This is a genomic window from Mesorhizobium sp. C399B, assembly GCF_030323185.1.
GTDB lineage: Bacteria > Pseudomonadota > Alphaproteobacteria > Rhizobiales > Rhizobiaceae > Mesorhizobium.
In genome coordinates, this window is sequence record NZ_CP100472.1 from 1,667,277 (window position 1) to 1,692,542 (window position 25,266).

General features: G+C 61.7%; 28 protein-coding genes. 11 read left to right on the plus strand and 17 right to left on the minus strand.

Annotated elements, in window-relative coordinates:
- Positions 1–35: 35 nt before the first annotated feature.
- Positions 36–1,331, plus strand: a complete 1,296-nt coding sequence (locus NLY36_RS07790) for an HD domain-containing protein (RefSeq protein ID WP_023734958.1) — start codon at positions 36–38, stop codon at positions 1,329–1,331.
- Positions 1,332–1,422: 91 nt separating this feature from the next.
- On the plus strand, positions 1,423–1,911 hold the full coding sequence (locus NLY36_RS07795; protein WP_023697063.1) for a hypothetical protein: 489 nt from the start codon (positions 1,423–1,425) through the stop codon (positions 1,909–1,911).
- Between the two features lie 123 nt (positions 1,912–2,034).
- On the opposite strand, the gene NLY36_RS07800 is transcribed toward NLY36_RS07795, so the two are convergent.
- From NLY36_RS07800 to NLY36_RS07810, 3 genes are all read right to left on the minus strand, one after another.
- On the minus strand, positions 2,035–2,427 hold the full coding sequence (locus tag NLY36_RS07800; protein ID WP_023697062.1) for a Rid family hydrolase: 393 nt from the start codon (positions 2,425–2,427) through the stop codon (positions 2,035–2,037).
- A gap of 241 nt (positions 2,428–2,668) precedes the next feature.
- Complete coding sequence (locus tag NLY36_RS07805) at positions 2,669–3,133, minus strand: cupin domain-containing protein (RefSeq protein ID WP_023672418.1); 465 nt, start codon at positions 3,131–3,133, stop codon at positions 2,669–2,671.
- A gap of 301 nt (positions 3,134–3,434) precedes the next feature.
- A complete protein-coding gene (locus NLY36_RS07810; protein WP_023734959.1) occupies positions 3,435–3,986 on the minus strand; it encodes a DUF4142 domain-containing protein in 552 nt (183 codons plus the stop codon).
- Between the two features lie 325 nt (positions 3,987–4,311).
- Between NLY36_RS07810 and NLY36_RS07815 the strand changes: the two genes are divergently transcribed.
- Complete coding sequence (locus NLY36_RS07815) at positions 4,312–4,650, plus strand: hypothetical protein (RefSeq protein WP_023697061.1); 339 nt, start codon at positions 4,312–4,314, stop codon at positions 4,648–4,650.
- A gap of 287 nt (positions 4,651–4,937) precedes the next feature.
- Here NLY36_RS07815 and NLY36_RS07820 read toward each other — a convergent pair whose 3' ends face one another.
- Both NLY36_RS07820 and NLY36_RS07825 read right to left on the minus strand, forming a co-directional pair.
- On the minus strand, positions 4,938–5,426 hold the full coding sequence (locus tag NLY36_RS07820; RefSeq protein WP_023697060.1) for a GNAT family N-acetyltransferase: 489 nt from the start codon (positions 5,424–5,426) through the stop codon (positions 4,938–4,940).
- A gap of 5 nt (positions 5,427–5,431) precedes the next feature.
- Complete coding sequence (locus NLY36_RS07825; protein ID WP_023734960.1) at positions 5,432–6,361, minus strand: lytic transglycosylase domain-containing protein; 930 nt, start codon at positions 6,359–6,361, stop codon at positions 5,432–5,434.
- A 177-nt stretch (positions 6,362–6,538) separates the two neighbouring features.
- On the opposite strand from NLY36_RS07825, the gene NLY36_RS07830 reads away from it, so the two are divergent.
- The gene (locus NLY36_RS07830) at positions 6,539–7,120 is read left to right on the plus strand and encodes a methylated-DNA--[protein]-cysteine S-methyltransferase (protein WP_023695753.1); all 582 of its coding nucleotides are present in this window, start codon (positions 6,539–6,541) and stop codon (positions 7,118–7,120) included.
- Between the two features lie 162 nt (positions 7,121–7,282).
- Here NLY36_RS07830 and NLY36_RS07835 read toward each other — a convergent pair whose 3' ends face one another.
- Positions 7,283–7,609 (minus strand): hypothetical protein, encoded by a 327-nt coding sequence (locus NLY36_RS07835; RefSeq protein ID WP_023695754.1) that lies wholly within the window; start codon positions 7,607–7,609, stop codon positions 7,283–7,285.
- A gap of 298 nt (positions 7,610–7,907) precedes the next feature.
- On the opposite strand from NLY36_RS07835, the gene NLY36_RS07840 reads away from it, so the two are divergent.
- Positions 7,908–8,120, plus strand: a complete 213-nt coding sequence (locus NLY36_RS07840; protein WP_015316174.1) for a cold-shock protein — start codon at positions 7,908–7,910, stop codon at positions 8,118–8,120.
- A 230-nt stretch (positions 8,121–8,350) separates the two neighbouring features.
- Positions 8,351–8,551 carry a hypothetical protein gene (locus NLY36_RS07845; protein ID WP_023671961.1) on the plus strand — a complete coding sequence of 67 codons (201 nt, stop codon included), beginning with the start codon at positions 8,351–8,353 and terminating at the stop codon, positions 8,549–8,551.
- A gap of 100 nt (positions 8,552–8,651) precedes the next feature.
- On the opposite strand, the gene NLY36_RS07850 is transcribed toward NLY36_RS07845, so the two are convergent.
- Both NLY36_RS07850 and NLY36_RS07855 read right to left on the minus strand, forming a co-directional pair.
- Positions 8,652–9,512 (minus strand): EAL domain-containing protein, encoded by an 861-nt coding sequence (locus tag NLY36_RS07850; protein ID WP_023695755.1) that lies wholly within the window; start codon positions 9,510–9,512, stop codon positions 8,652–8,654.
- Positions 9,509–10,408 carry an EAL domain-containing protein gene (locus NLY36_RS07855; RefSeq protein ID WP_023728195.1) on the minus strand — a complete coding sequence of 300 codons (900 nt, stop codon included), beginning with the start codon at positions 10,406–10,408 and terminating at the stop codon, positions 9,509–9,511. Before NLY36_RS07855 ends, NLY36_RS07850 begins: the two co-directional genes overlap by 4 nt.
- Before the next feature lie 275 nt (positions 10,409–10,683).
- Between NLY36_RS07855 and NLY36_RS07860 the strand changes: the two genes are divergently transcribed.
- Complete coding sequence (locus NLY36_RS07860) at positions 10,684–11,886, plus strand: pyridoxal phosphate-dependent aminotransferase (protein ID WP_023695757.1); 1,203 nt, start codon at positions 10,684–10,686, stop codon at positions 11,884–11,886.
- Between the two features lie 59 nt (positions 11,887–11,945).
- Here NLY36_RS07860 and NLY36_RS07865 read toward each other — a convergent pair whose 3' ends face one another.
- Positions 11,946–12,341: a (R)-mandelonitrile lyase gene (locus NLY36_RS07865; protein WP_023695758.1), complete on the minus strand. Its 396-nt coding sequence runs from the start codon at positions 12,339–12,341 to the stop codon at positions 11,946–11,948.
- A 48-nt stretch (positions 12,342–12,389) separates the two neighbouring features.
- Positions 12,390–12,941, minus strand: a complete 552-nt coding sequence (locus NLY36_RS07870; protein WP_023695759.1) for a methyltransferase family protein — start codon at positions 12,939–12,941, stop codon at positions 12,390–12,392.
- 148 nt (positions 12,942–13,089) lie between these two features.
- On the opposite strand from NLY36_RS07870, the gene NLY36_RS07875 reads away from it, so the two are divergent.
- The 3 genes from NLY36_RS07875 (at position 13,090) to NLY36_RS07885 (ending at position 17,497) form a co-directional block, all read left to right on the plus strand.
- Entirely contained in the window at positions 13,090–13,950 is an 861-nt protein-coding gene (locus NLY36_RS07875; RefSeq protein WP_023695760.1) for an alpha/beta fold hydrolase, read from the plus strand.
- 245 nt (positions 13,951–14,195) lie between these two features.
- Positions 14,196–16,247, plus strand: a complete 2,052-nt coding sequence (locus NLY36_RS07880; RefSeq protein WP_023734961.1) for an elongation factor G — start codon at positions 14,196–14,198, stop codon at positions 16,245–16,247.
- A gap of 725 nt (positions 16,248–16,972) precedes the next feature.
- A complete protein-coding gene (locus tag NLY36_RS07885) occupies positions 16,973–17,497 on the plus strand; it encodes a methyltransferase family protein (RefSeq protein ID WP_023734962.1) in 525 nt (174 codons plus the stop codon).
- Here NLY36_RS07885 and NLY36_RS07890 read toward each other — a convergent pair.
- Together NLY36_RS07890 and trxB are read right to left on the minus strand one after the other, a co-directional pair.
- Entirely contained in the window at positions 17,494–18,390 is an 897-nt protein-coding gene (locus NLY36_RS07890; RefSeq protein WP_023671970.1) for a LysR family transcriptional regulator, read from the minus strand. The two genes, NLY36_RS07885 and NLY36_RS07890, sit on opposite strands and share 4 nt — an antisense overlap.
- 80 nt (positions 18,391–18,470) lie before the next feature.
- Entirely contained in the window at positions 18,471–19,445 is a 975-nt protein-coding gene (gene trxB, locus NLY36_RS07895) for a thioredoxin-disulfide reductase (protein ID WP_023689720.1), read from the minus strand.
- 256 nt (positions 19,446–19,701) lie between these two features.
- Between trxB and NLY36_RS07900 the strand changes: the two genes are divergently transcribed.
- Positions 19,702–20,178, plus strand: coding sequence for an Lrp/AsnC family transcriptional regulator (locus NLY36_RS07900; RefSeq protein ID WP_023689719.1), 477 nt, complete (start codon positions 19,702–19,704; stop codon positions 20,176–20,178).
- Positions 20,179–20,600: 422 nt separating this feature from the next.
- Here NLY36_RS07900 and NLY36_RS07905 read toward each other — a convergent pair whose 3' ends face one another.
- From NLY36_RS07905 to NLY36_RS07925, 5 genes are all read right to left on the minus strand, one after another.
- Complete coding sequence (locus NLY36_RS07905; RefSeq protein WP_245260169.1) at positions 20,601–21,581, minus strand: phosphodiester glycosidase family protein; 981 nt, start codon at positions 21,579–21,581, stop codon at positions 20,601–20,603.
- Positions 21,582–21,787: 206 nt separating this feature from the next.
- Positions 21,788–22,441, minus strand: coding sequence for a D-glycero-alpha-D-manno-heptose-1,7-bisphosphate 7-phosphatase (locus NLY36_RS07910; RefSeq protein WP_023671974.1), 654 nt, complete (start codon positions 22,439–22,441; stop codon positions 21,788–21,790).
- Positions 22,434–23,006 (minus strand): D-sedoheptulose-7-phosphate isomerase, encoded by a 573-nt coding sequence (locus tag NLY36_RS07915; RefSeq protein WP_023671975.1) that lies wholly within the window; start codon positions 23,004–23,006, stop codon positions 22,434–22,436. The genes NLY36_RS07910 and NLY36_RS07915 overlap by 8 nt, the downstream gene beginning before the upstream one ends.
- 8 nt (positions 23,007–23,014) lie before the next feature.
- On the minus strand, positions 23,015–24,508 hold the full coding sequence (gene rfaE1 / locus NLY36_RS07920) for a D-glycero-beta-D-manno-heptose-7-phosphate kinase (RefSeq protein WP_023671976.1): 1,494 nt from the start codon (positions 24,506–24,508) through the stop codon (positions 23,015–23,017).
- 124 nt (positions 24,509–24,632) lie between these two features.
- Complete coding sequence (locus NLY36_RS07925; RefSeq protein WP_023671977.1) at positions 24,633–25,265, minus strand: LysE family translocator; 633 nt, start codon at positions 25,263–25,265, stop codon at positions 24,633–24,635.
- Position 25,266: the final 1 nt, after the last annotated feature.

Genomic DNA, 25,266 nt, shown 5'->3' on the forward strand with positions numbered 1-25,266 from the left:
TTCTGCTGAAATGCCTCCGGGTGATTCGCCGCGCTATGCCCAAAACTCAACGAATTCGAGATCCCCTACACGATCTCATCGAGTTTGGCATAGGTGAGTTCGATCAATTTCTTTGGAATTTGATCGACACAAGAGAATTCCAGCGTCTCCGGCGCGTGAAACAGCTTGGCTTTTCGGAGCTTGTCTACCCCGGCGCAACTCACACCCGCTTCGCCCACAGTATTGGAGTATTTCACACTGCGCGCGAGCTTGTAACATTAATCTCGGATAGAATTGGCGAAAAATTTGAACCCGAGAAGGCTGAGATCGCTCTAGCCGCCTCATTAGTTCACGACCTGGGACATGGTCCGTTCAGCCATGCATTCGAGGAGGCCATAAAGCTTCTTAATAAGGACAATGCCAAGCGTAAAGGAGAGAAAGGCCCCCCGAAGCTTAAGAAGCACGAGCAATGGACCTCTGACATTATCCTGGGAGATACCGAAGTCGGCAGTGCCCTCAGATCCCGCGGCGTTGATTTTCAAGAAGCCGTGTCGAAGCTCTTAATCGCCGATACGCCCGGCGATATCTACGCCGCAGTGGTTTCGAGTCAATTTGATGCGGACAGGTTGGACTACGTTCGCCGCGACCGACTTATGACGGGCGCCAAGCATGGCGGCTTTGATTATTCGTGGATATTGGCCAATCTGGAGGTTGGATCGATCCCCCTTGCCATTGACGATGAGACATATTCGACCGTCGATAGCCTGGTTTTAGGCCACAAGGCATTTCAAGCGGCAGAATCGTACGTTCTTGGTTTGTTCCATCTCTATTTTGCTGTATACTTCCATAAAGCGACTCGCTCAGCCGAGAAAATTCTGTCGGCTGTCCTACGTAGGGTTGGGACACTACGTGCTGAAGGAAACGCCCCGTTGACTGCGTTGAGTGAAGGAAATCCGATACTGACTTTTGTCCAGAATCGCGACCTTGATTCATATCTGAAGGCCGACGATTTCGTTGTGTGGGGCAGCCTTTCCGTCATGGCAGAGTCTAAGGATGCCATTTTAAGTGAACTCTCCCAGCGATTGCTCTCCAGAAAATTGTACAAGGCTATCGACATTTCTGACCATTTTGAAGGTCGCGGCGATGCCAATGCAGTTGCCCACTTTCGCGCTCAGCTGACTAAGGCGAAAGAGAATGGCGACTTCGATGAGGTTGAAATTTCGAAGATCAACCGTCGAGAAATCCCTACAAACGGCGAGGTTACGGCTCTCCTGATGCGCTCTCTAAGATCCACATCATGCGCGCAGACGGATCGAGGCCCGACGATCTTAGCGACCGCTCAGATGTCGTAAGGGCATTACAAGAGAAATCGATCTATCGCGTATATGTGCGCGATGAGAAAGCAAAAGCAAAAATAGAAGACCTTATTCGGAGGATGGAAGGATGAGTGACATCGCCTCTTATGTCGCAAAGATTGTAGCATTGAACGGCGGATCAATCGTTGGAAAGACAAGATTACAAAAGTCGGCTTACTTTCTTGAAGAACTAGGCGTCGGGAATGATTCTATTTTTGAATATTACTACTATGGGCCTTATAGTGAAGAAATTTCCATAGGAACTGATGACGCAAAAGCTCTTGGCTATCTTAACATTGATTGGAAATCAACGAAGGATGGTGCCAAGTACGCTGTATTTATGTCGGACCTTAAAATAGAGGAAGAGGGGGCCGACGGTAAAAGAAAGGCTATATTGGACACACTCTCAAGGTATGATTCTATTTCTATAGAGTTGGCTGCAACTGCAGATTTCTTGTCTAAAAATGGGTTTGAGAACGACCCATGGAGAGAGACCATTAAGAGGAAGGAAGATAAATCAACGCAAGAGAGGATACATAAAGCAAAGAAACTGCTTGGTGAATTGGAAAAGGTTTAATTCCATATGACGATTGGGGACTGCTAAACTCCTGTTCCCGCTGTGGGCAGGCGGGAGCTCATGGTGTAGTGGGGCGCATTTGCTCTCCCGCGAGCAATTCTGTCGGTGCGCCTTTCGCACCCCTTACCCCACCGCCACGCACTCGATCTCGATATCGAACTCCATCGGCCATGACGCCACCGGCACGAAACTCCGCGCCGGAGGGTTCACGCTGAAATACCTGGAATAGACCCGGTTAATGGCGTTGTAGAAACCGGAATTGACGGCGTAGATGCGCACCATCACCACGTTTTCCAGCGAGGTGCCGGCCGCTTCCAGGCAGTGCTTCAACGCCTTCAGCGACGCCTCGGTCTGCACCTCGATGTCGCCGCGCACCATCTCGCCGGTCACCATGTCCACCGGCGGCGTCGCCGATATGAACACGAAGCCGTTGGCCCTTACCGCCGTCGAGCAAGGCAGCCCGAGCGCCCGCACCTTGGCCGACATCACGGGCACTTCGATGACTTCTTTTTTCATGGTGATCTTCCCCTTGTTTGCCAAGCTGGCGCCAAGGCCCCCTCACCCAGCCTCCGCTTCGCTCGGCTGCTGACCTCTCCCCGAGGGGAGAGGAGCCGGTCAGCGCCAGCGCTTCCCTCTTCTCCCCAGTGGGGAGAAGGTGGCCGCGAAGCGGTCGGATGAGGGGGCCTGCGCCACCTTTGATTGTGAGGAGCTTATCCCCCCGCCCAGCGAACACCAGCGCCGGACCATGGTCCAGCCGTCACCCCTGCCCCGGATAGGGCATGCCGTCCTTGTGCAGAAACCTGCCGTCCGAACTCGGGCTCATCATGTCGATGTCGGAGCAAGTGATGAGATCATCCGGATTGCGCGACCCGACCTCGAGATAGCGCGCCGTTGTGGACGAGCGGTTGATCATGTGGTGGCCGTTGCCGCTGTTCTTGGCGAAGGTCGCGCAATCGCCGGCCTTGAGCAGCGTCTCGCCGCCATCCTCGACCAGCACCAGTTCGCCTTCCAGCACATAGACAAGCTCGTCCTCATGGCTGTGCCAGTGGCGCTGGCTGGACCAGCCGCCTGATGGCAATGTCATCAGGTTGACGCCGAAATCGGTGAGGCCGCCGGCATCGCCGAGGCGGTGGCGTGTGCGCTCGGCGCAAGGGGCGTCGAAGGGTGCGGGGTAGCCGGAGCCCTTGCGGACAGGCACGGTGGACAGGTCGATCTTGGGCATGGGAGCTCCATTGAATTGGTGGCGGCAATGTATGTCACTGCCGGCGCAGCCACAGAGCCACTTTGCCGCAATGCCTTGCCAACGGCAGGCATCGGCCGTCGCACTCTACGGCGCCCCCTCTGTCCTGCCGGACATCTCCCCCCACAAGGAGGGAGATTGGCTGTCGCCTCAGCCTTCGCCAATTTTCACCGTCGCTAGAAAAGCACGGCGCCGACGCTGCTGATCTCCCCACTCGTGGGGGACATCTCCGGCAAGACAGAGGGGGCGCCGTAGAATGCTATTGCTGGCCAGTCACCAACCCTCAACCCTGATGCGCGGCCGCGAGTTCCTTCACGTGCTTCTCGTGCATCTGCAGCGTCGGCAGCGTCTTCTTGGCGAATTCCTTCATCGCCGGGTCGTCGCCCGAGTTGGCATAGCTGCTGAAAAGGGCTACGGCCTCCTTGTGCGCGTCCGTCTGCATCTGGATGTACTTGGCGTCAAAATCCTTGCCGCTTGCGCTCTTCAACTCGTCGAGCATTGCCTGCTCCTTCGGCTGCAGGGCCGGCCCCGCGGCTTTGGTCGAACCGGTGGTCTGGCCCTGGCTCAGCGCCGCCTTGAACTCCTTGCCGGCTTTGGTGTGGTCCTTGACCATCTGCTTGGCGAATTTCCTGACGTCAGCCGCCTTGGATTTCTCCTCGGCGAGCTTGCTCGACTGGATTTCGAATTCGTTGGAGCTAGGCACCGTCTTGACGAAGGTTCGGGTGTCGACCTTGCTGGCGGCCATGGCAGGCGCGACCGCAGTCGAGTTGGCCGCAAAGGCGGCAGGGGCACCGGCGAACAAGGCGACGGCGGCAATGGTGAGAAGCGTTTTCATCTGAGGTCTCCGATTTGAAAATTTCCCTCGGCTAATCAAACGCGGCATTGGCGGCAGGGTTGCGTCCGGAGAACTATTCGTCAGCGACCATCTGCCGAAGAGCCGTCCCGAGCCCCTGGCGGACAAACCTCAGGACAGCACGCCTCGCCATATTGCAGCTGTTCGTTCCAGTTCGGCCGACCCTCAGGCGTGAAATCCATAAGGTTCCACAGGATCTCGCAGATGCCGAGGGCGCGCTGATCCTAATGGACGGCGCTGCATTGGGAGCCGGTTGCACTTCCCTGTATTGCGTCTGCAGGTTAGATTTCCGGAGCTGGGGAGACACATGCAAGAGGATGAAGAGATCGATCTGCGCTGCCCGCAAGTGGTGGCCGACAATGCCGCCAAGGGGTTGAGGCTGCGAAGAGAATTCGGCCGGGGCGGCACCGAGATCGGCGTGGCGCGGGCGACGGAACTCAAGAACCGCGAAAAGCTGGCGCCATCCACTATCCGCCGCATGGTCAGCTACTTCGCCCGCCACGAGGTCGACAAGCGCGGCAAGAATTACGGCAATGAAGACAATCCATCGGCCGGCCATATCGCCTGGCTGCTGTGGGGCGGCGACGAGGGCCGCGCCTGGGCGCTTGAGCTCAAAAAGAAGATCGGCAATGCGCCCGATATCTGAGGGCTGCCGTAAAACGACTGGCGGGCCCCAAACCCCCGCCTGGGACCCGCCAAGGAGTGGCTGAACACATGCCGGTGCAGCCGCCCCACATCTGCCAGTCGTCGATCCGCCATCGGTCGAAAGGCATGGATGGTGAGGTAGCATCCGGTTGCGGCGGCCAATGTGAAGCAGTTCACAATCCGGAGGTTTTCAACAGCGCTCGAGCAATTCCAGGAAAGGTGGGAACCGGTTTTCCCGGGAAAAGCGCGTAGCGTTTTCCCCAGGGAATTGCGGCAAGAAAAAAGCCCTTACCCTTCCCAGGCGACAGGCATCATTCCCAGCCGCTCGTAGAGCCGGAGCGCGGCGGCGTTCTCGACCGTGTTGGTCTTGAGGTCGACATGGGCCGCGCCCCGATCCCGAAAGGCGTTGAAAGCCTGCCACATCAGCGCTTCGCCAATGCCTTTGCCGCGCGCTTCGGGATGGACCGCGAGGTCCTTGACGAAGGCCGTCGTCCAGCACAGCGCTGCCGCCGCCAGCCGTCCCTTGGCGTCGATGACGAGGAAACACAGCGCCGGGTCGAATTCGGCATCGCTGGATATGCGCGGCCACCATTCGTCGAACGGGCCGTCAGCGCCGTCCTCGAACACCTCGGTCAAAAGCGCATGCAAGGGCTGCGCGTCACCATGTTCGTAGCAGCGCATGGTAAAGCCGTCCGGCCAGTGCGGTGCAACGAGCGTCTCGTCGAGGATCTTGCGCAGCCGGATGTCGTTTGGAGCCGGCGGGCGCGGTTCAGGCATCGCGCTCAGGCGTCGGGCTGCAGCCGGCGGCGCTTGCGGTCGACACCGAGGCCGGTCGCCTCGAGCAGGCCTTTGCGCTTGGCGTCGAAATAATAGCCGGTCTGGTAGAGCCAATCGGCCTTCTTGGCGTTGCCACCCGCCACCACCCAGGCGCCACGCAGATATTTGACCGCGTATTTCAGATTGGTTTCGGCGTCGAACAAGCCCTTGGCCGGCCCGTCATAGCCCATGCCGCGCGCCGTCGCGTGCTTGATCTGCATCAGCCCCCAATGGCCGTTATTGTAAGCCTTGGGATTGTAGGTGCTTTCGCGGTTGACGACGTGGCGCACCAGATCGACCGGCACCTCGTAGAGAGCAGCGTATTTCTGGATCAGCCGGTCGACGTCGCCGCGCATGCCGGTCGCATGCTCTTCTTCCGGGAGACCGAGCGGCGCGGCGGGAAACTGGCCCAGGGAAGCCGGATTCTGCGGCACGACATAGGCCACCTGCTGCACGCCGGGCATGGCGTTCTGGCCGCCCTTGGCGGTCGCCGGCATGACAAGGCTGGCGGTCGTATATTGCGCCGCGACCGGCTGTCCGGCCTTGGCGGGCGCAGGCGCCTGCCAAGCATTGGCGGCCATCACCGCAGGCACGGCCGGGGCCGTGGGCGTCGCGCCGGCAAAGGCCGCCGTCGCGGCAACCGGCTGCGCAGCGGCATCGAGCGCTGGCGTGGCCGGCGTCGCTTCGGCCGACTGAACGGGTGTTATGCCCGAGGATTGCGGCAGCACCGAAACCGTATCGGGCAGCGGCAAGGTGAAGCCGGCATCGCTGCCGGCGGCGGTCGCGGTTTCGGTCAGCGCAGGCGTAGCCTTCATCTGCGAGGTCGATTGGCAGCCGCTGAGGGCAGCTGCGCCGACGATCACACAGATCGCGAAAAGGTTGAATTTTGCTGGCAAGCCGCGCGGGTCCGATTTGTCGGTTGTTAAGAAGTCCTTACACCAGCGATTCCTGGTGGGCAATCGGGACCATCTGGTGGTTTTCGGGTGGCGAGAGCCGGGCTCAGATGCCATATTGTTCTGCATATGTACCGGTCGGTATCCCGGTTTTCGCCACTTTGCGGAAAGGAGCGCATCATGGAAACGGCATCTTCGATCACAGCCGGCCACGCAGTGTTAGAAACAGTGATCGGCTTCATGGGCATCGCCTGGAGCGAAAAGGGCCTGATCCGGCTCTGCCTGCCCGAAAGGAGCCGCGAAGCGGTGGAACGCCGGCTGATGCGGCATGCCGGTGCTGCCGCCAATACGACTGCGAACACTGGGCAGCCGCAATGGGTGGTCGAGCTGATCGCCTCGATCAAGGCGTATGCCACAGGCGAGGACGTCGATTTCTCCGGCGTGCCGGTCGATCTCGACGGCGTCGACGACTTCCGTCTCGCCATCTACGACGCGGCGCGGAAACTGCATTACGGCGAAACCACCACCTATGGCGAACTGGCCAAGCGCGCCGGCCAAGCCGGCCTGCCGCGCGAAACCGGGGCAGCGCTGGGCGCCAACCCGGTGCCGCTGGTCATCCCCTGCCATCGGATTCTAGCCGCGGGCGGCAAGATCGGCGGCTTCTCGGCGCCCGGCGGCTCGGCCACCAAGGAAAAGATGCTGGCCATGGAAGGCGTGCGCGTCGGCCCGCCGCCGGCGGCGCAGGTCTCGTTCGGGTTCTAAGAGCTTGAATGGTATGCCGGCTGGGTATGTTGAGATTCAGGTCAGGCCGCACCGAGAACTATGGTCTTCGAGAACCGGAGCGGAGCGTACTTAATGTACGTGGGCGCCGGAAGCGCAGAAGACCATCGTTCGCAGGCCGGCCTCACCTGAATATCAATATGCCTAATGACGGCGCAGGAAGCGGCGGTGAAAATGGTCGTTCTCGACCCGCTTGCAGAGATAGACCGGGCAGGATTCGGTATCGGCGCTCGGTACATAGGCGCGCTTTCTGACCTCGCCGACATTGCAGAATTGCTGGCTCTGCACATAGCGGTCGAAGAGCGGCAGCCCCGGCACACGCCTGGACTGATAGCGCAGGATGACCGCGCCCTGGCGGGCGATCGTGCCTTGCACCCTGTCGCAGCTCATACGAGTGGGGTCGTAGCGCGAGATCGCCTGCGCCTCGGCGGCCGCCAGCGTCAGGCAGGCGGCAAGCAGAATGGTTTTCACAACCGTTTTCATGACAGTCTCCCAAAACCGGACTAACGCCGTCGGGCGTCCCGATATTCCCGATTGCTCGACGCTTTCATGCGATTGGGGCGGCCTTTGGGCGGCGCCACCGCAACGCCATTTTTCGAGCCATCTTGTTTTTGGTGCGAAACCCGCCTATATCAGCTCCATTGATATTTCGGCCGATCGATCCGGGCCTCGCGATCTTCGCGTTTGCTGACGTCTATCTCCAAAATCTCGATACAAACCGGCTGAACCTCGGTTCGGTCAAACCAAAGCAAATGCGAGGACTATTCATATGGCAACTGGTACGGTCAAGTGGTTCAATGCCACCAAGGGCTTCGGCTTCATTCAGCCTGATTCGGGCGGTGCGGACGTTTTCGTTCACATCTCCGCTGTCGAGCGCGCTGGACTGTCGACCCTGGTCGAAGGCCAGAAAATCAACTTCGAGATCGAGCAGGACCGCCGCACAGGCAAGTCGTCCGCTGGTTCTCTGAGCAAGGCAGCCTGATTTTGCGATAGCGCGCGCCGGACGAGAGTTCGGGGCGCGCGGCAAGTCACGGATGTACTGACGGTCGCGCGAGAAGCGCGCTGGAGCGGAAAGACCCGACAAGCTGGATCAGCAGATAGCTGCCGGCCCGGACTTAAAGCTCCGATCAGGCTACCGAAAATGGGAAGGCGGGATTTATCCCGCCTTTTTGTTTGTCTGGAATTGGACGATGGCCATGCTAGTTTCGCCCCATGACCAAGCTCGAACAGATTGAAAGATCCATCGCAGCCCTGAACACCAAAGAACTAAAGGCCTTTACCAAATGGTTCGCAGCGTATCAGGCAGAGGTGTGGGATATGCAGATCGAGGCGGACGCCAAGGCTGGCCGGCTGGATAAGTTTGCCGAGCAGGCTTTGGCTGAACTTCACGCGGGCCGAGTTCGCCCTCTTTGAATGCGCGCTACGGCCGAAGGCCGCAAGCCCAACCGGGCATCGCGCCCGTTGGCGTCCGGTCCGGAACGAGCCGCGAAGCGGCGGCAAGCGCGAGCACAAATCAGCGCCGCAGATGCAGCGGCACCACCTTGTTGTCGGCGCCAAGCAGCGCCTCGATCGACAGCGGCTCCCGGTTGAAGATCGTGCCGGCCAGCGCCGGGCGGCCGAGATGGAACCCCTGTAGCAGGTCGACGCCGCCATCCAGCGCGACGCGCAGATGCACGGATTGCTCGATGCCTTCGACCAGCACCTTGGCGCCGCGATCGTGTAGCGACGAGACGAGCGGCCGGAAGAAGCGCTCGGCGGCAGCGTGGCGGCAGAATTCGGCGAACCAGCCGCCGTCGATCTTCACGATATCCGGCTGGAGCAGGTTCATCCGCTCCGCGGTCGAGTGGCCGGTGCCGAAATCGTCGATGGCGATGCGGATGCCGTGGCGCCGCATCTCGCGCGCGAGCCGGGCCAGCACACGATCGTCGGCCGCCTGTTCGGTGATCTCGCAGACCAGCATGGCGGCATGCAGGTCGAGATCGCCGAGATGCCGCGTCATCAGCCGGATCTCGGCCAGCGCCCGCCCGAGATGATCGTTGATCATCGGGTTGTAATTGAAGAACAGGTCGAGCCCGTCGACGCCGATGTTGCGGAAGTTTTTCAGATGCAGCATCCGGCACATCGTCTCGACAAACAGGCGGTCGCCCGGCGCAACACTGTCGAAGAACATGGCCGGTGCAACCGGCATGGAAGCGCGCTGCGGTTCGATCAGCGCCTCGACGGCAACCGCGGCCAACGCGCCGCCGCGTGGCGCAAAGATCGGCTGGTAGGCGCTCTTCAGCCGGAACGCGCCGTAGACGCCGTATTCGATGCCGACCTCGTCGGCAAAGATCGCTTCGCCGATATCGCGACGCCTCTCGCGCTGCCCGGTCATGGCCCGGTCCTGCGCCCGAACACCCTGCCCGGCCGCGCCGGAGGCGCTGCAGTCGGGCCGGCAGGCGTCTTGCCAGGCTCGGCCGCCGCGACAGACGGCTGCCCATCCTTGCCGAAAGCGCGAAAGCTGGTCGGCGCCAGTTCCGGCTTCGCCAGCACGAAGCCCTGCACCATCGATGCGCCGGATTTCTCGGCCAATTCAAGCTGCCAGCCTTCCTCGATGCCTTCGAACACCGTGCGGATGCCCTGTAGTTCGAAGTTCGTCACCATGGCAGTCAGCAGGGCAAAGCCGGCGCCGGATTCCATGAGCTGCGTGATCCAGTGCGCATCGAATTTGACGATGTCGGGCTTGAGCTCCTTGATGCGGTTGATGTCGGATTCATCGGCGCCGTAATCGTCGACGGCAATGCGAAAGCCATTGGCCCGCAGCGCCTCGACAAAGCTGTAGAGCGTTTCCTGCGACGCCGACTTCTGCTCGGTCACCTCGCACACGATGCGGCGCGGATCGATCCCGGCTTCGTGCAGCACCAGCCGCATGTCGCGCAGCGCGTTATCGGCGATGGAGCGCTCGGTAAACACCGACGGATCGAAATTGACGAAGATCGAAGCCTCTTGCGGCAGGCAGGCGCCGGCATTGAGCAAATGCAGCGTGCGCGTCAGCGCCTCGATATGCAGGCGGTCGCCGGCCGGACAGGTGCGGAAGAAGTTCATCGGCGATTGCGGCTCGCCGTCACGAAACGGCCGGATCAGCCCCTCGAACGCTGCGATCGAGAGCTTGCCGTCCTTGAAGGCGAAGATCGGCTGAAAGGCGCTCTGCAGCGTGTAGGGACCCCAGACACCTGAAGCGGTGCCGTCATCGTGACGGATGATGTGGGCAAGCCCGGTGCTGCGCGACAAGGGTCCCTCGCTCCGCGAGACAGGCGAAATGGCTGGCGATCCTGCCGTCAAAGGTTTTAGCGGCCGTTGATGAATTTAGTCTTGCCGGGGATAAGCCGTCGATTGCAGAGCCCGCAACTCAGAGTGAAACCGTCATGCACGCGCTCCAAAAAGGCATCTTCACAGGTCCTTGAGCCCTGGCTCATCCGACAATGCTTGCACTTGCCGAGTCGATGCGACATGAGAAGCGCCGCAGCTGTTTGCGGTTGCGCCGACCCCTCTGGAGATATCTGGTCATGGCCTTTCTTGCCGACGCCCTTGCCCGCGTAAAGCCTTCCGCCACCATCGCGGTGACGCAGAAAGCCCGCGAGCTGAAAAATGCCGGCCGCGACATTATCGGCCTCGGCGCTGGCGAACCGGATTTCGACACGCCCGACAACATCAAGAATGCGGCGATCGAGGCGATCCGCCGCGGCGAGACCAAATACCCGCCGGTTTCGGGCATCGCGCCGCTGCGCGAGGCGATCGCGAAAAAATTCAAGCGCGAGAACAATCTCGACTACAAGCTCGAGCAGACCATTGTCGGCACCGGCGGCAAGCAGATCCTGTTCAACGCCTTCATGGCGACGCTGAACCCAGGCGACGAGGTCATCATCCCCCGCCCCTATTGGGTCAGCTATCCCGAAATGGTGGCGATCTGCGGCGGCACCTCGGTGTTCGCCGATACTTCGATCGACAATGGTTTCAAGCTGACTCCCGCCGTGCTGGAAAAGGCGATCACGCCGAAGACCAAATGGCTGTTGATGAACTCGCCGTCGAACCCGTCCGGCGCCGCATACACGGAAGCCGAGCTGCGCGCGCTGGCCGACGTGCTCTTGAAGCATCCGCATGTCTGGACACTGACCGACGACATGTACGAACACCTGACCTATGGCGACTTCGTCTTCAGGACGATCGCCGAGGTCGAGCCGAAACTCTACGAGCGCACGCTGACCATGAACGGCGTCTCGAAAGCCTACGCCATGACCGGCTGGCGCATCGGCTATGCCGCGGGTCCCGTCCAGCTGATCAAGGCGATGGACATGATCCAGGGCCAGCAGACCTCGGGCGCCTGCACCATCGCGCAATGGGCCTCGGTCGAGGCGCTCAACGGCCCCCAGGATTTCGTCGCCAGGAACAAGGCGATCTTTCAGGGCCGTCGCGACCTCGTCGTGTCGATGCTCAACCAGGCGCGCGGCATAACCTGCCCGTCGCCGGAAGGCGCCTTCTATGTCTACCCGTCCTGTGCCCAGCTGATTGGCAAGAAGACCAAAGCCGGCAAGATAATCGACACCGACGAGACTTTCTGCTCCGAATTGCTCGAAGGCGAGGGTGTCGCAGTGGTGTTCGGCTCGGCCTTCGGCCTCGGCCCCAACTTCCGGATCTCCTACGCCACGTCGGAGACGCTGCTGGAGGAAGCCTGCACCCGCATCCAGCGGTTCACGGCATCGCTGACCTGAACTGGCGGCACCGAGACATGAAACCCGGCTTCGAGCCGGGTTTTTGTCAGGAGCAGACCTCAGCCGCCATACTGCTCGCTGGTGACCGCTTCCATCCAATCTGCGTGGACGCCGTCCAGCGCTTCCTGCATGGCGACGTGGGTCATTGTCGTCTTTGGACCCGCGCCGTGCCAGTGCTTCTCGCCCGGCTCGAACGAGATCACGTCGCCCGCCTTGATCTGCTGGATCGGCCCGCCCCATGTCTGCGCAAGGCCGGCGCCCGACGTGACATAGAGCGTTTGGCCGAGCGGATGCGTGTGCCAGTGGGTACGCGCGCCAGGCTCGAAGCTGACCAGCGTGGCCCGCAGCCGCGCCGGCGCTTCCTTCTCGATGATGGGCGTCTGCAGCACGCGGCCAGTGAAATACTTCTCCGGTGCGATGAGGGTCGGCACGCTGCCGCAGGCAATGATCTTCATCTCTGGTGACCCCTAAGTTTGGCAGAACCTACCCTGCCCCGGTGCCGGCTACCACCCCAGCCGGGGCCAGAACAGGCCGGCACGTACGCGATAGTCCGCGTAGGCTCCGGCCAGCGGCGTGCGCGAAAATTTCTTCTCTTCGTCCAGCGCCGCAAACACATAGAGGATAGCGATCCCGGCGACCGGCACCACCGCCCAGACCGACCAGATCGCGATCCCCCACCCGATCCAGAAGACGATGTAGGACGTATAGAAGGGGTGGCGGACATGGCCGTAGGGGCCGTCGGTCAGCAGGCTGTGCGGATCGTCGGGTGCGAAGGCGAAGCGCAACCGCGCCTTGCGCGACGTGACAATCGCCCACCAGAACAGGGCAGAGCTCGCCAGTTCGACGGCAAGTCCGGTGAGCTTTGCCGAACCCGGCTGCGATTGGATCCAAAGGATGGCGAGAAAGAACAGCGCCGTGGCGATGACCGCCGCCGAAATCACCATGGCGCCTGGAGACATCGCCTGCGATTGGAAATGCGCCCGCATCGACCAGACATACTGGCCAAGCGTCGCGATGCTGCAGATCGAGACAAGAAGATCGAGGACTGGTTCCATTGTCGGGATTCCGCGGGTGGTTGCCATGGAGCCGGAGGTTCGTGCCGGCTATCTCTTTAGAAATCGTTTCTTAACCACATGTTTAAAGAACATATAGAGCCAGCGATGCGATGTTGGCGGTCAGGCAAATCTCAAGGTCTAATCCAGCATGAGCATCACTCACCGCACCATCCGCACGCCGCAGGCCGACTTGCGCCTCAGCCAGTCGTCTGGGTCCGGCATGCCCATCGTCATGATCCATGGCTCGGGCAGTTCGCGCGCCGTGTTTGCCCGTCAGTTCGATAGCCCGCTTGCCGACGCCCATCGGCTGATCGCCTTCGACCTTCCCGGCCACGGCGAGTCCTCCGATGCCCGCGACCCGGCGACCGCCTATACGATTACCGGCCTTGCCCAGACCACAGCCCGGCTTCTCGACGCTTTGGGCATCGGCCACGCCATCATCTTCGGCTGGTCGCTCGGCGGCCATGTGGCGGTCGAACTGGCCAGCTTTCACCATGCGGTCAGCGGCCTGGTGCTGACCGGAGCGCCGCCGGTGTCGCGGGGGCCGCTTGGCATGCTGCGCGGCTTTCACGCCAACTGGGACATGCTGCTCGCCTCCAAGAAGGTCTACTCCGAACGCGACATCGAGCGTTTTGAGGCTCTGTGCTACGGCGACACCGCCAGTCCGTCTTTCCGCGAAGCCATCAGGCGCACCGACGGCCGGCTTCGCGCCGGCGTGGCGCGCTCCATGTTTGCGGGCAAGGGCGCCGACCAGAAACAGGTGGTCGAGCACGCCCCGTTCCCGGTTGCGGTGATCAATGGAGAGCATGATCCGCTGGTGCGGCTGAGTTACTTCGAGACGGTGGCCTATGGCTCGCTGTGGGAACAATGCCATGTCATACCAAGCGCCGGCCATGCGCCCTTCTGGGAACGTCCGGACCTGTTCAACCCGTTGCTGTCGCGCTACGCCGAGATGGTGGTGAAGCAGAGTGCAGCCGCCACGCCCACGCGCCGCACTCAGGCAAGCTGAAATCGCCCGACGGTTCTGATCCCCGGGTCTTGCCTCGGCCGCCTGACGGCGGCGCGATTTCTATTTTCCTTGCCCTCCCGGCTAACCCGTGGGACGATGGGTTGGGCAGGTGGCTAAATGAAAACAACCCCGCCCGCGACGGTCGAACAGGCCGGCCGCCGCTCACGACAGGGTGCGATCGGCGCAAAACCGTTTCCACTTTTGCTGATCGCACTCCAAGGGCAACGCCTGAGTGGAGGTCAGCCATGGGTACTCGCGCCGGAGGACGACGCACGGGACCGAAATGCATTGCCATAGTCGGTCCCTTTGCAAGCGGTAAGACGACACTTCTCGAAGCCATCCTCGCCCGTACGGGCGCCATCCCCCGCCAAAATCCCGTTTCATCGGGAAGCACCGTTTCCGATCATTCGCCCGAGGCGCGGGCGCACGCCATGAGCGTCGAGGCGACCTTTGCCACCACCGAATTCATGGGCGAGCGGATCACCTTCGTCGACTGTCCCGGATCGATCGAATTCTCCTTCGAGGCCGAGCCGGTGCTGGCAGCCTGCGATCTCGCGGTGGTCGTCGCCGAGGCCGACGAGAAGAAGATCCCAGCCTTGCAGCTCATCATGCGCAAGCTCGACGATCTCGGCGTGCCGCGCATCCTGTTCCTCAACAAGGTCGACAAGGCAATTGCCGGCGTACGCGATACGCTGAAGATGCTGCAGCCGACGAGCGCGGCGCCGCTGTTGCTGCGCCAGATCCCGCTGCGCAAGGACAATGTGGTGATCGGTTCGATCGACCTGGCGCTGGAGCGCGCCTACATCTACCGCGAATATGCCGAAAGCCAGGTTGCCGAAATTCCAACTGACGACAAGGCGCGCGAACTGGAGGCTCGCTTCTCCATGCTGGAGACGCTTGCCGACCATGACGACCAGTTGATGGAGCAGCTACTGGAGGAGATCGAGCCGCCGAAAGACGCGGTCTTCGACGATCTGTCCGCCGACCTGCGCGCCGGCGCCATAACGCCGGTGCTGATCGGCACCGCCGAAAAAGGCAACGGCGTGCTGCGCCTTTTGAAGGCGATCCGCCATGATGCACCGGATGTCGAGGCGACGCGCAAACGGCTCGGCGTCCCCGACGGCAATCACACCGTGGTCCAGGTGATGAAGACCATCCACACCGCGCATGGCGGCAAGCTGTCCGTGTCGCGCGTACTCTCCGGCCAGATCGCCGATGCAGCCGAACTCTATTTGTCGAATGGCGAGACGGCGAAGGTCTCCGGCATCTACAAGATGCTCGGCAAGGACCAGTCCAAGCTCACCGCTGCCAAGGCCGGCGACACGGTGGCGTTGGGCAAGCTGGACGAGGTCAAGACCGGCCAGACGTTGAGCTCCACGAAGGGCGGTATCAAGCCGCTGGTCACGCTGACGCCGCCGCAGCCGGTCTTTGCCTTTGCCCTGCGGCCGAAGGAGCGCAAGGACGAGGTCAAAATGTCGGCGGCCATCCAGCGCCTGGCCGAGGAAGATCCCTCGCTCACCTTGCGCCACAACCAGGACTCGGCCGAGACCGTGCTGTCCGGCCATGGCGAGATGCATCTGCGGGTCGTGCGCGAGCGGCTGGAAGGCAAGAATCAGATTCCGGTCGAAGGCCATGCGCCTGCCGTCCCCTATCGCGAGACGATCCGAAAGACGGTGCAGCAGCGCGGCCGCCACAAGAAGCAGTCCGGCGGCCATGGCCAGTTCGGCGATGTGGTGATCGAGATCAAGCCGCTGCCGCGCGGCTCCGGCTTTCAGTTCTCGGACACCATCACCGGCGGCGTCGTGCCCAAGACCTACATCCAGTCGGTCGAAACCGGCGTGCGCGATTATCTGAAATCCGGCCCGCTCGGCTTCCCTGTCGTCGATGTCGCCGTCAACCTCTCCGACGGCTCCTACCACGCCGTCGATTCCTCCGACATGGCTTTCCAGATGGCGGCCAAGCTGGCCATGAAGGAAGGCATGGCGGCCTGCTCGCCGGTGCTACTCGAGCCGGTCATGAAGGTCGAGATCGTCACGCCGTCCGAAGCCACTTCGAAGATCATCGCGCTGATCCCGCAACGGCGCGGGCAGATCCTTGGCTACGACGCGCGGCCTGACTGGCCGGGATGGGATGTCGTGGAGGCGACCATGCCGCAGGCCGAGATCGGCGACCTGATCATCGAACTGCGCTCGGCGACCTCCGGCGTCGCCAGCTATCGTTGCGCCTTCGATCACATGGCCGAGCTGACCGGACGGTTGGCCGACGAGGCGATGAACGCCAACGGCAAGGCTGCCTGACAGGCCGAAGGATGATCCGCACAAAAAACGGCGCCCGGGTGACCCGGACGCCGCTCTTATTGCGGACCGTCTTCTTGGGAGGAAAACGGCAGGTCCGCCGCACGTATCCGCCGCGCCATACGGCACTGACAGACGAATAGGTTCGGACGCGGTAGCTGCCTGAGCCCGGATCTTCCGAGTGATGCCCCCATCTCCCGGTCGAACCACACCGCGTCCTATGATCTGCTTAAACGATGAATCGCGCCTGCGGCATGTTACCTGAGGTTACATGTCACTGTTACGCGGCGATTTTGCTCGATTTTTCGCTGGCTACGGCAGGCCCGGAAACAAAAAAGCCGGATCAATGAAGATCCGGCTGAGTTTGATTGGAAGTGCCTGTTAAGGCTAACCTCCAGAGGGGAACACTCGAGGGCGCTAATGGGAGGAGAACGCGCCCAGGAGATGATCTATATATGTGCTGTTCATGCCCAAGAAACAAGCATCTATTTTGCAACACACGCATGCAAAAAGGTACAGGCTGTGGACTAACCCATGTCTAGGGGCCATAAGACCACGAAAAGTTGCCAAATGAATGGCGCGACCGTGCTGTTGCCTTCGCAGAACCGCAAGTCGGGCTGATTCTCGCGCTCGCGGGCAAAAAGCCGAATGACGTTGAATCGGGCAACAGGCGTTTATTTTTGCGGCAGCGGGATGGGAAGGGTCGGCCGGAAGAAGGGAGACCTGACATGCGGACACCCCAGGCGATCGCCGGCAGCGCGGTCTTCTTCATCGCCGCACCTTGTGTCGTCGCCGGGCTGGTGCCCTGGCTGCTCACGGACCGCTACCGTCTGCCGCTGTCGACGGTGCCCGGCTTCGTGCCGGCCGGCTCCATCCTGATTGTCACGGCCATCGCCCTGCTCGTCCATTCCTTTGCCCGCTTCGCGCTCGAAGGCCTCGGCACGCCGGCGCCTGTCGCGCCCACCGAGAGACTGGTGATCGGCGGCGTGTACCGCCATGTCCGCAACCCGATGTATGTCGCAGTACTGTCGATCATCCTGGGCCAGGCGTTGCTGTTTTCAAGCTGGAGCGTCGCTGCCTATGCCGCCATCGGCGCGATCGTCATGGGCTCTTTCGTCAGGTTCTATGAGGAGCCGACTCTCGCCCGCCGCTACGGTGGCGAATACGAGACCTACCGCCGCAATGTTCCCGGCTGGCTGCCACGGCTGACGCCGTGGCGGGGGGTGACCAGCACCTCCCAAGGCCATGTTTAAAATGACCAGCTGCGCGCTTTGGCGATGATGAAGTCGCGGAAGACGTGCAGCTTGGCCTGGTTCTTCATTGCATCGGGATAGGCGAAATAGGTGTCGAAGGACGGCACCTCGGTCTCCGGCAAAAGCTGCACCAGATCCGATTCCTTGGAGATCACGTAGTCGGGCAGCATGGCGATGCCGGCGCCGCCCTGCACGGCGCGCTTGATCGACAAGATGTCGTTGATCTGCAGCGTCGGCACCCTTTGCCCACCGTCGAAATCGCCGATCGTTTCCAGCCAGTTCAGCTCCGACAGATGCGACGGCACCGGCACACCGAAAGTGACGATGCGATGGTTCTTCAGATCGGCGACCGAGGTCGGCTTGCCATGCTTGCCGACATAGGACGGCGAGGCATAGAGGTGGAAATGCACGGTGAACAGGCGGCGCTGGATAAGGTCGGGCTGCTGCGGCTGGCGCAGCCGTATCGCGCAGTCGGCCTGGCGCATGGTGAGGTCGAGTTCCTCATTGGCCAGGATCAGCTGCAGGCTGATTTCCGGATAGAGCTCGATGAATTCCTGCACCCGCTCGGTCAGCCAGCCGGCGCCGAGCCCGACCGTGGTCGTTACCCTCAGCACGCCTGAGGGACGGTCCTTGGCCTCGGTCAGCTTCGACTTGATGGTCTCGAGCTTCATCAGCACGTCATGCGCCGTGCGGAACAGCATTTCGCCCTGCTCGGTCAGCACCAGGCCGCGGGCATGGCGATTGAACAGCGGCACCCCGACATCATGTTCGAGCGCGCTGACCTGGCGTGAAATCGCCGATTGCGACAGGTGCAAAGTCTCGGCGGCATGGGTAAACGACCCAGCCTCCGCCGCTGCGTGAAACACGCGAAGCTTGTCCCAGTCCAACGCCATTGAATTCCCCTCGTTCTGTTCTTGGCGTCTGAATGAAAAATCAGGCTTTTGAACGGCTTGCGACGCCGTCTTGATAGATTTTATTCCGCCGCTTCGCGGTGCACCTCGATGCCGGCCAGGTATTTTTCCGCCTCGAGCGCGGCCATGCAGCCGAGCCCGGCGGCGGTCACCGCCTGACGGTAGATGTCGTCGGTTACGTCACCGGCGGCGAACACGCCGGGCACATCGGTGCGGGTCGAATTCGGCGCCGTCCACAGATAGCCGTTCGGCTTCTGCTTCAGCTTGCCGACAAACAATTCCACCGCCGGCGCATGGCCGATCGCCACGAACACGCCGTCCACCTGGAGATGGGTGACCTCGCCGGTCACCGCATTTCTGAGCTTCAGCCCTTCGACCGAAGGCGGCAGCGGCGTCTTGCCGGGCCGGCCGGTGATCTCGTCGACGATCGTGTCCCAGATGACTCGGACATTGTCCTTTTTCAACAGCCGCTCACGCAGGATGCGCTCGGCGCGGAAATCGTTGCGCCGGTGGATGACGGTCACGCTCTTCGCCAGATTGGAGAGATAGAGCGCCTCCTCCACCGCCGAATTGCCGCCGCCGATGACAGCGACATCCTTGCCGCGATAGAAAAAACCATCGCAGGTGGCGCAGGCCGACACGCCGAAGCCCATGAAGGTCTGTTCGGTGGGGATGCCCAGCCATTTCGCCTGCGCGCCGGTGGCAATGATCAGCGCGTCGGCCGTGTAGGTGGTGCCGGAATCGCCCGTGGCGCGGAACGGCCGCACATTGAGGTCAACCTCGGTGATGATGTCGTTGACGATGTCAGTGCCGACATGCTCGGCCTGCTTCAGCATCTGCTCCATCAGCCACGGGCCCTGGATCGGATCGGCGAAGCCCGGATAGTTTTCGACATCGGTGGTGATCATCAGCTGCCCGCCCTGCTGCAAGCCTGCTACGAGCATCGGCTTGAGCATGGCGCGCGCGGCGTAGACTGCGGCGGTATAGCCGGCCGGGCCGGAACCGATGATAAGGACAGGCGCGTGCTTGGTGGTCATCTAAAGCCTCTGCGGGGCAGACAATCGAGTGTGCCTTGGAAAACGACGTGAAATGTTGCTGGTAATGTAAGGGTTGCCAACCACACCAGCAAGACGATCAGGCCGTCGTCCCCGGAAAGCTTCGGCCTACAGGCTTATTCGCGCAATGGCCGCTTTCGTTACGGTTGCGAAATCGCCCGACCAAAGGGCTGGCATCGACACAAAAGTCGTTTAAGGACGAGAGCGCGAAAGATTCTTGCGCTAAGCCGAGACCGCCATGCCCCTGAAAGCCGACCTCGATGCCATCGACTGGAAGATTCTGCGCGAGCTTCAGGCCGACGGGCGCATGACCAATGTCGAACTGTCGAGCCGTGTCGGCATTTCCGCCCCGCCCTGCCTGCGCCGTGTCCGGCGGCTGGAGGAAACCGGCATCATCAGAGGCTATCGCGCCTTGCTCAACGCGCCGGCGCTCGGCATGGATGTCGTCGCCTTCTGCCTGATCGGCCTGCATCACCAAGCCGACGCGGAGCTCAAAGCTTTCGCCGAGCGCACTCGCGGCTGGCCGATCGTGCGCGACGCCTGGATGGTCTCGGGCGAATCCGACTTCCTGCTGCATTGCGTGGCGAGTGATCTCGGCACCTTCCAGACCTTCGTCATCGAAGAACTGGCTTCGGCGCCGAATGTCGACACGGTGCGCACCGCGCTGACCATCCGCCGCGTCAAGGACGAAGGGCTGGTGGCGTTCAGCGCCTGATAAGCGAGATTAACTTCGAAAAAGCATGTGCGACGCCGACCAAGACATACCCCAACAGACACACTGCTACCTCTCCGACAACTGGCAAAAGAATGAAGCCGTCCCCAGGGCCGGGGCTCTCACCAGGGGACATCTCCGGCAAAGCTAAAAAGGCTAGCAAAATAGGTGAGCAAGCAAGCCAGACGAATGTGATGACATGCGGCAACCATTTGAGACGGAAAATGTTTTTTGACGCGAGAACGCCGCGCCGATCACAATCATTTTGACGACGAATATGAGCCAGAAAGCGAATTCTGGCGCCGAAATCGTAGGGTATTCCGGGTCAGATTGCGTGAACATGAGCGGCCAAGGTTGAATATGCCATCCGGTTTCAGCTACGGAATCGGGAGTACTTTGACCCACCCTGCCAAGGGCAGGATCTGCTACCTGCGCTCCACCGTGAGAACAACAGGCAATCCCCAGGGCACATCTAGCGGTGCTTGAAGCAGTGAGACGTCGCCATCCGCGACCTGGGCTTCCCACTTGGCATAGTGTTTCAACCGGTAGTTCCCGGAGCGGACGCTGAGGCAGGCAACAGGCCCGCCATCGAGGTTTAGCGCCGTCTTGAGATCGAGGTCGGTCTGCAACAGGAAGTTTGCTAGCCGGTCCAGCGAGAAGAAAGCGTCCTTGGTCGAACCGACGATGATCCAGCCCTGACGATCTTCCGCGATAAAGGTGCGGTTGGCCAACCAGTTGCTCTTGGCGCGTACATTGTTGCGGCCGTCCTCACCGACAAGCAATGGATAGGAAACCATAGCGTTTTCGGCATTCTCCGTGACTGCGCGCCAGTCACGTGAATTGAGATCGACCACATGCGTGCCGGAGGCATTCACGAACCAGGCGCCGGCCTTCGCATCGTATTCATCCGGCCCGAGCCTCGCACCCATGCTGACAAAGGGCGTGTCGGCTTCGCCCTTCAGTCCGAAATAACTGCCATTGACGATCAGAACGGTGCCGCCTGTGCCTTGTGGATTGAGTGCCGCTTCCCACTGGTCGATGTCCTTGGCACCACTGGGCTCGTTACGGGCAACGAAACGGAATTTGGCTGGATCGAAACGGTTGAGATAGAGCCGGTCAATTTCACGGTCGCCCGCCATGACGGGGATTTCTCTGACCTGGAATCCAGGCTCGGTTTCATTCCATGAGCTGGCTCCAGCGGTCAAATCAGGAATTTCCGATTTCAACGCAAGCTGCATGGCAGGCGAGAGACGCGCATCGTCGGGTGCAACGGCGATCCAGTAGCTTCCGCCGCGGCGAAGAAGTGCATTGAGCCCATACACGCCGTGTTTTTGCCAGACATACCCCACGGCTGAAAGCACAGCCAATATCAACAAGACAACGGCAACAGAGATTGCTTTCTTCAATGAATTCCCCTCGTTCTTCGATGGAATGACATCTGCAAATTTCTTGCTTGAATGATGTCTGATCTCTGCAGTTTTTCCGCAAAAGAGCGTGGTGCTTTCCTGGGGAATAGCGTCAAAGCAAAGAAATGGATCGGCTCGCCGTTTCTGCGAAACGGTGAAACGCTCAAGCTAACCCATTGAGATTGCGTCGCAACAGATCCGGAAAGCTAAATCAGTCTCGATCCGAGCGACTCGACAGCTCTCAAAAGCCGTTCCAGATCATCGGGGTTGCGCAGCGGCAGAACCTCGAAGCCCGGCTCATTACTTCCCTCGCCATCCACCAGCCAGCCGCGCGGCAGGCCGGCACGTTGTCCGGCCTGCATATCCGCGGCCTTGTCGCCGACTATCAGCGAGCGCTTGAGATCGAGGCCGAGACGCTGCCGGGCCTGTAGCAGCATGCCCGGATTGGGCTTGCGCATTGGATGGTCGGCGACCGCCAGTGGCCCGCTGCCCGCCTCGTGGTAGGCGCAGGCCAGAACCATGTCGACGAAGGCATCGCCGGCGGCAAGCAGCTTGAGAACCCGGCCGTTGACCGCGGCAAATTCCTTCCAGCCGAAATAGCCGCGCGCGATGCCGGACTGGTTGGTGACGATGACCACCGGGATGTTGCCCCGGTTGGCCGCCGCGATGACCGGCACGATGCCGTCGCGCAGCGCCATTTTGGCTGGATCGTCGGGATAGCCGGTGTCGACATTGATGGTGCCGTCGCGGTCGAGGAACAGCGCCGGCGCGTTGGCTGGAAACACCCGCGAACCCACCCGCTCAACCCACAGGCCGGGCTCAGCCAGCGGGTATGGACCGTAGGCCCCGGTGTCAGCCATTCGACAGACGGTCTTCCACCACCTCGCAGAGATAGTGGTAGAGGCAGAGATGTCCCTGCTGGATGATCGGCGTCGAGGTCGAGGGCACGTTGAGCAGTATGTCGGTGAGCGGCTTGAGTTTGCCACCGCTGTCGCCGGTGAGGCTGACCACCGTCATGCCCATCATCCGAGCCTGTTCGGCGGCAGCCAGAATGCTCGGCGAATTGCCGCTGGTCGAGATGGCAAGCAGCACGCCGCCGGGCGCGCCATGCGCCTCGACCTGGCGCGAAAACACGGTGTCGAAGCCATAGTCATTGCCCCAGGCGGTCAGCATGCCCGCGTTGGCCGGCAGCGCAATCACATTGTAGGCCTTGCGCTCCTTAAGGAAGCGGCCGACCAGTTCGGTGGCAATGTGGATGGCGTCGCTGGCCGAGCCGCCATTGCCGCAGACCAGCAGCGCCTTGCCCGAGGAAAGCGCGGCGACGACCGCACTCACAGCACGTTCCATCTCGGCGGTCAGGTCACGCTCGACTGTCGCGGTGATCGCGGCCGCCGAGCGGACCAGATAGTCATTCAGTCCGGACATGAAATCCCTCAGTTGGTACCGCCGCCGGCGCGCAATTTGCCGATCGTGCCGGTGGTGCTCTTGCCGGCGACAAGGTCGACCAGGACGACGCGCCCGCCCGCCTTCTGCACCACATCGGCGCCGACAACGGTTTCGACCGTGTAGTCGGCGCCCTTGACCAGAATGTCGGGCAGAAGCGCCTCGATCAGCGCCAGCGGCGTATCCTCTTCGAACACCACGACCGCATCGACCGAGGCCAGGGCGGCGAGCACGCAGGCACGATCATGCTGATCGTTGACCGGGCGCCCTGCGCCTTTCAGCCGACGCACCGAGGCATCGCTGTTGAGGCCGAGCACCAGCCGGTCGCACTGGCTGCGCGCCGCGTGGAGAAGACTGACATGGCCGGCATGCAATATATCGAAGCAGCCATTGGTGAAGCCGACGCTCAGGCCCTCGTCCTTCCACGCCGCCACCATGCGCGCGGCCGATGCGGCATCGAGGATGGCGTCCTTATGGGCGGTGGGGCCGTGCGAGCGGAACAGCGCGCCGGTGAGTTCCTCCACGGTCAGCCGCGCGGTGCCGCGTTTGCCCACCACCACACCGCCGGCGGCATTGGCGATGGAGGCGGCCATGACGCGATCGGCGCCCGCGGCCAGAGCCAGCGCGAAGCTCGCGATTACCGTATCGCCGGCGCCCGAAACGTCGAACACTTCGCGCGCCTGGGTGGCGATGTGGCGCGCCTCATCCGCGCCGACGACGCTCATGCCCTTTTCGCTGCGGGTGGCGACGACGAAGTCGAAGCCATGTGCCGAAATCAGCTGGCGTGCCGCCGCGACGATCTCGTCGTCGGCGAAAACCGGGCGACCGACAGCTTCGCCAAGCTCCTTGCGGTTGGGCGTGATGGCGGTCGCGCCGGCATAGCGCGCATAGTCGCGGCCCTTGGGATCGACCAGCACCGGTTTTCCCGCCTCGCGGCAGATGGCGATCAGGTCGGCGGCGACGCCGTCGAGCAAGATGCCCTTGCCATAGTCGGACAGAATGACGATGTCGGCGCGCGTGAGTGCGGCGCGAAAATGCCGGACCAGGTCCGCCCGTTCCTTGTCGTCGAGCGGCTTGATCTCTTCCTCATCGAAGCGCAGCACCTGCTGATTGAGCGCGCTGAAGCGGCTCTTCGACGACGTCATGCGACCGCGCTCCTGCGCCATATCAGCCGTATCGGCGCCGAGTTCGCGCAGCATGCGCACCAGATTGTCGCCGGCCACATCGGTGCCGATCACCGATATGGGAATAGCGCTGGCACCCAGCGAGACGATGTTGGCGACAACGTTGCCTGCGCCGCCCATCGTCGAGGTCTCGCCGCGCCCGTGCAGCACCGGGATCGGCGCTTCCGGCGAGATGCGCTCGATGACGCCGTTGACGAAACGGTCGAGGATGAAGTCGCCGACCACCAGCACGGCAACGTCGCCAAAGCGGGCAATGGCGCGGTGCAAAGGTTCGGGCGAAGGCGGATTGTGCTTGATCATGTCACTGGCAATGCGAGGGAAAGGCCGACCTCAATCACGCTGAAAATTGTCAATTTACGGGCCGGATCGTTCATGGCGAAGCCGATATACCGCAAATCCGCGCAGCGCAACGTCAGGGCGGCCGTCAGCTCTTCTGCAACGCGACGTGGACGCCCAGTCCGACCAGCACCGCCCCGCCCGCCCTCTGCATGATGCGCTGCGCACGGCTGGAGCGCTTCAGCCGGGCGATCACCATGCCTGCCAGCAACACGCAGACAATATCTGCCGAAGAGAACATTAAATTGACGATGGTGCCCAGCACGACGAATTGCAGCCACACCGGGAAACCCGCCGAGGCATCGATGAACTGTGGCAGGAACGCCATGAAGAAGATCGCCGTCTTCGGATTGAGCACTTCGACGGTGATGCTCTCGAAAAATGCCCGGCGCGCCGATTTGCGCTCGATCGCCGGCAGCGCCGTGTCACCGTCCCCGCGCTTGCGGAACAAGGACACGCCAAGCCAGATCAGATAGAGCGCGCCGATGAGCTTGACCGCCATGTAGAGCGGCGGCACCGCATGGAAGAGCACCGACAGCCCGGCGGCAGCCGCAAAGACATGGAAATAACCGCCAAGATGGATGCCAAGTGCCGCCGTCAGCCCCGACCAGCGCCCGCGCGCCATGGTCTGCGCGGCGGCATAGAGCATCGCCGGTCCTGGAATATAGGCAAAGATCGCCGTGGTGGCGAAAAACGCAATGAGCAGTTCGGTCGACGGCATT